Annotated in this window: 5 protein-coding genes; 1 reads left to right on the top strand and 4 read right to left on the bottom strand. The window is 69.7% G+C overall.

The window, feature by feature from the left end; translation table 11 throughout:
• From AC08OV_RS19295 to AC08OV_RS19280, 4 genes are all read right to left on the bottom strand, one after another.
• A partial coding sequence (locus AC08OV_RS19295) for a DHA2 family efflux MFS transporter permease subunit (protein WP_476620060.1) occupies positions 1 to 1,417 on the bottom strand: 1,417 nt, incomplete at its 3' end.
• 3 nt (positions 1,418 to 1,420) lie between these two features.
• Positions 1,421 to 1,600, bottom strand: coding sequence for a hypothetical protein (locus tag AC08OV_RS19290; RefSeq protein ID WP_476613915.1), 180 nt, complete (start codon positions 1,598 to 1,600; stop codon positions 1,421 to 1,423).
• Positions 1,597 to 2,046, bottom strand: a complete 450-nt coding sequence (locus AC08OV_RS19285; RefSeq protein WP_476613916.1) for an ester cyclase — start codon at positions 2,044 to 2,046, stop codon at positions 1,597 to 1,599. The genes AC08OV_RS19290 and AC08OV_RS19285 overlap by 4 nt, the downstream gene beginning before the upstream one ends.
• Positions 2,043 to 2,849 (bottom strand): thioesterase II family protein, encoded by an 807-nt coding sequence (locus AC08OV_RS19280; RefSeq protein WP_476613917.1) that lies wholly within the window; start codon positions 2,847 to 2,849, stop codon positions 2,043 to 2,045. The genes AC08OV_RS19285 and AC08OV_RS19280 overlap by 4 nt, the downstream gene beginning before the upstream one ends.
• Before the next feature lie 175 nt (positions 2,850 to 3,024).
• On the opposite strand from AC08OV_RS19280, the gene mhpA reads away from it, so the two are divergent.
• On the top strand, positions 3,025 to 4,218 hold a 1,194-nt coding region (gene mhpA / locus AC08OV_RS19275; protein ID WP_476620059.1), incomplete at its 3' end, for a bifunctional 3-(3-hydroxy-phenyl)propionate/3-hydroxycinnamic acid hydroxylase MhpA.

Raw genomic sequence — 4,218 nt, 5'->3', positions numbered from 1 at the left:
CCCCGCTCCAACAGCGCGTCCTTGACCTCCTCGGCGTCGATCCCACCCACCCACCGTGATCATCAACCGGCCCCGTCAACCCATCGAAACCAGATGTGCGGAGCACAGGTTCCTGGACGACCTTTTGCCGTGGCAGGAAGAGCGCCGGCACCACGCAGCAGGCGATCAGGACGAGTGCGACCAGATACGTGTGCCCGAAGGCGGTCGCGAGGGCGGAGCGACCCTGGTCCAGTACCTCGCTGGTCACTTCGCTGGAGGGCACCGCACCCTGCGACACAGCACTGTAGGTACTCGCGGCGGACCCGGCGAGCACCTGGTTGGTGAGAACAACCGACAGGACCGCTGTTCCGATGGAGCCGGCGGTCTGTTGAATGATATTCATCATCGTCGATCCACGGGCGATCTGGTGGTCGGTGAGGGTGGCCAGGGCCGCCGACGTGATCGGCATCAGGGTCATCCCCATCCCGAGCCCCATCACGAACAACGCACCCGTCAGGAGCGGAAAGGAGGAGGTGGTGGTCACCTGGGTGAACACGGCCATGCCGGCCGCGATCAGCGCAAGGCCGCCGAGCACGATCCTTCCCGGACCTGTCCGGTCGGTGAGCCGGCCGGCCAAAGGCATGGTCAGCATGGCGCCCAGTCCCTGCGGCGCCACGAGCAGCCCGGCGTTCAGCGTGCTCTGGCCCCGCACCTGCAGAAAGTAGCTGGGAAACAGCAGCATGCTGCCCATGAACGCGACCGCGAACAGCGTTCCGGTGACCACCGAGACGGTGAGGTTCCGGTTGGTGAACAGGCGAAGATCGACCAGCGGATGGTCCTGACGCAGCGCGTGCAGCGTGAAGCCGATCATCAGGGCCAGTCCGACGATGCCCGGGACGAGGACCTTCACGGCGGCGACGGTCCCGGCCCCGGGAATCGAGGAGACCCCGTAGAGGAGCAGGGCGAGCCCTGGCGACAAAAGAAGCATGCCGAGAAAGTCGAACGACTCACCGGGCTGCGGCTGGTCCTTGTCCAGCACATGGAGCGAGGCGACGAAGGCAACGATGCCGATCGGAACGTTGATCAGGAAGATCCAGGGCCAACTGGCGGTCTGGATCAGCCACCCGCCGAGGATGGGTCCGCCGATCGGGCCCAGCAGCATCGGTATCCCCAGCATCGCCATCACTCGGCCGACCCGGTCCGGACCGGCTGCCCGGGTCAGCATGGTCATGCTGAGGGGCATCAGCATGCCGCCGCCGAATCCCTGCAATACGCGGAACGCGATCAGGGGACCGATGTCCCACGCGACGCTGCACAGCGCCGACCCGGTGGTGAACAGCACGATCGAGGCCAGGTACAGGCGCTTCGTACCGAATCGGTCGGCGGCCCATCCGGTCGCCGGGATCACCATGGCCAGCGCGAGCGTGTAGGCCGTCATCGTCTAGGCGACGGTCACGTAGGACGCGTGGAACTCGCGCTGGAAGGTGGGCAACGCCACGCTGACCACAGTGGTGTCGAGGATGGACATGATGGCGCCGAGTGCCGTCACGCCCCCGACCATCAGGACGTTGCGGTCCAGTTTCTCGTTGTTGCCCGTCGCGGGCAGCGAAGCCGTCGTCATGCTGGCGCTTCTGGTAGCGCGCCGAGTTCGCGCAGCAGCACCAGCTCGTCGGCGATCACTTGGAGCGCGGTGATCTGGCCGTCCTCGATCGTGAGGACCTCGATCGTGGGCACCCGGACGCTGCGGCCGGTCGCCTCCAGGGTGCCGATCGGGGTGGGCAGCGGGCCGACGTGCCGGCCGCGCATCTCGAACGCGAGGGCTACGCCCTGCGCTGTCGGAATCTGGAGCGAGACCTTGGCCACCAGGCCTTCGTAGGCGAGGTGCAGGCCGCGGACCTGGGCCGCGAGCCCCGCGACGGGGACCGGCGTCCCGTTCACCCGGACGGGGTCGGCGAAGATCCGCAGGAAGCCCCCGACCAGGTCGGAGTCGCCGGACGGCGGGGTGAACCAGAGTCCCAGCAGGTCACGGACCAGCTCGTCGTGAGCCTCCAGAGCAGGCTTCGTCATGGTGTCGTCTCCATCGGTGGCCGGAGATCCGGCCTCGCGGGCCGGATGCGGGTCAGGACGGCCGGAACCGGCAGGAGGCTGGCGCGCAGGAGGTCCAGCACCTCGCTCGCTCGGTCGACGAGGTAGAAGTGGCCGCCCTCGAAGGTCCTCAGGTCGGTCTCGGCACGGGTGTGTGCGCTCCAGTCCTGGGCTTCCTCGGTCGAGACCTGGGGGTCGGCGTCGCCCATCAGCACGGTGATCGGGCAGTCCAGCGCACGCCCCGGCTCATGGCGGTAGGTCTCGACGGCGTGGTAGTCGGCCCGCAGCGGCGATATGATCATCTCGACGACCTCGGGATCGGACAGCATCGCCTGGCTGGTGCCGTTGAGCTTGAGCAGTTCGGACACGAGTCTGTCGTCCGGCTCGGTTCGCAGATGCTCGTCGCGGTACCGGGACGGCGCGCGCCGCGCGGAGGCGAAGAGCCGCACGGGGGCGGGCAGCCCGGCGGCCGCCAGCCGGAGCGCGACCTCGTACGCCACCAGCGCGCCCATGCTGTGGCCGAACAGCGCCAGTGGCCTGCCCGCCAGCCCACGCACTGCCGCGAAGCTGTGCTCTGCCAGCTCGGACAGCATGGTGAGGTTGGGCTCGTGCCGGCGGTCCTGGCGGCCCGGGTACTGGATCGCGACCGTCTCGACCTGCGGGGCCAGGGCTTTCGCCACCGGGTAGAAGAAGCTGGCCGACCCGCCGGCGTGCGGGAAACACACCAGGCGCACGGGAGCGTCCGGCACCGCCTCGTACACCCGCGTCCAACTCGTGCCACTCATCCGCCGTGGGCTCCTTCCGCCGTTGGCACATTGGTCCCGCGTACAGACAGCACCGTAGGTGGATCGCGGCGGGCCTCGGCATCACCAGGTCTGATAAGGAATCCCGGCCACCGGGGGCGGGAGGGGCGCTCGCCATTAGCCTGCAGGCATTCTCCGGCGCGCGTAGGGATGGACAATGCCTGACGAGAATCCGGACAACGCCGACGTTCTCGTGGTCGGCAACGGCCCGGTCGGTGCCGTGCTGTCGGTGCTGCTGGCGCAGCAGGGCCATCGGGTCACGGTGCTGGAACGCCGGCCCCGGCCCTACCTGCTGCCCCGGGCCACGAGCTTCGACGGCGAGACCGCACGGCTGCTGGCCGCCACCGGGATCGGGCCGCGGCTGCCGGGCGTGACCGAACCGGCGACGGGCTACCAGTGGCGGACGGCCGACGGCCGCGTGCTGTTGGACATCGCCTTCACCGCCGACGGGCCGTTCGGCTGGCCCGATGCCAGCACCATGCACCAGCCCGCTCTGGAGGAGCTGGTCGCCGGGCGGGCGGCAGAGCTGGCCGGGCTGCGCCTGCGCCGAGGGCATGAGGTCACCGACATCAGGGACGGCGAGCACGGCGTCACCGTCACCACTGCGGGCGACGAGGGTGAGACGACGTTCTCCGCCCGCTGGCTGGTCGGCTGCGACGGAGCCAGCAGTTTCGTGCGCGACCATCTCGACGTGCCGGTGACCGATCTCGGGTTCTCCTACGAATGGCTGCTCTGTGACGTCAGGCTGCGCCAGGAGCGCGAGTTCACGCCCACCAACGTGCAGGTCTGCGACCCGGCCCGGCCGACCACGCTGGTCGGCAGCGGGCCCGGCCACCGGCGATGGGAGTTCATGCGGTTGCCCGGCGAGAGCAGTGCCGAGCTGAACCGCGACGAGACGGCCTGGCGGCTGCTCGCCCAGCATGGCGTCACCCCGGACACGGCGAGGCTGCTGCGCAGCACCACCTACGTGTTCCAGGCCCGGTGGGCCGAGCGCTGGCGGGCCGGGCACGTGCTGCTCGCCGGTGACGCCGCCCATCTCATGCCACCGTTCGCCGGCCAGGGCATGTGCTCGGGGATTCGCGACGCCACCAACCTGGCCTGGAAACTCGACCTCGTGCTGCGAGGGCAGGCCGGGGCGGCGTTGCTTGACACCTACACCGAGGAACGCCGGGAGCAGGTACGCGAGTCCATCCTGGCCTCGGTGCAGCTTGGGCGGGTGATCTGCGTGACCGACCCGACCGCGGCCGCGGAACGCGACGCCACCGTGCTCGCGGGGGCCGCGGCCCGCGGCACGGGTCGGCCCGAACCACCGAAGCCACTGACCACCGGGCTCCTGCGCCGTGACCCCGCG

This window comes from Frankia sp. CeTa3Moorea (genome assembly GCF_978021225.1).
The sequence above is the reverse complement of the archived record's forward strand: the minus strand, read 5'-3'. Positions and strand labels throughout refer to the sequence as shown.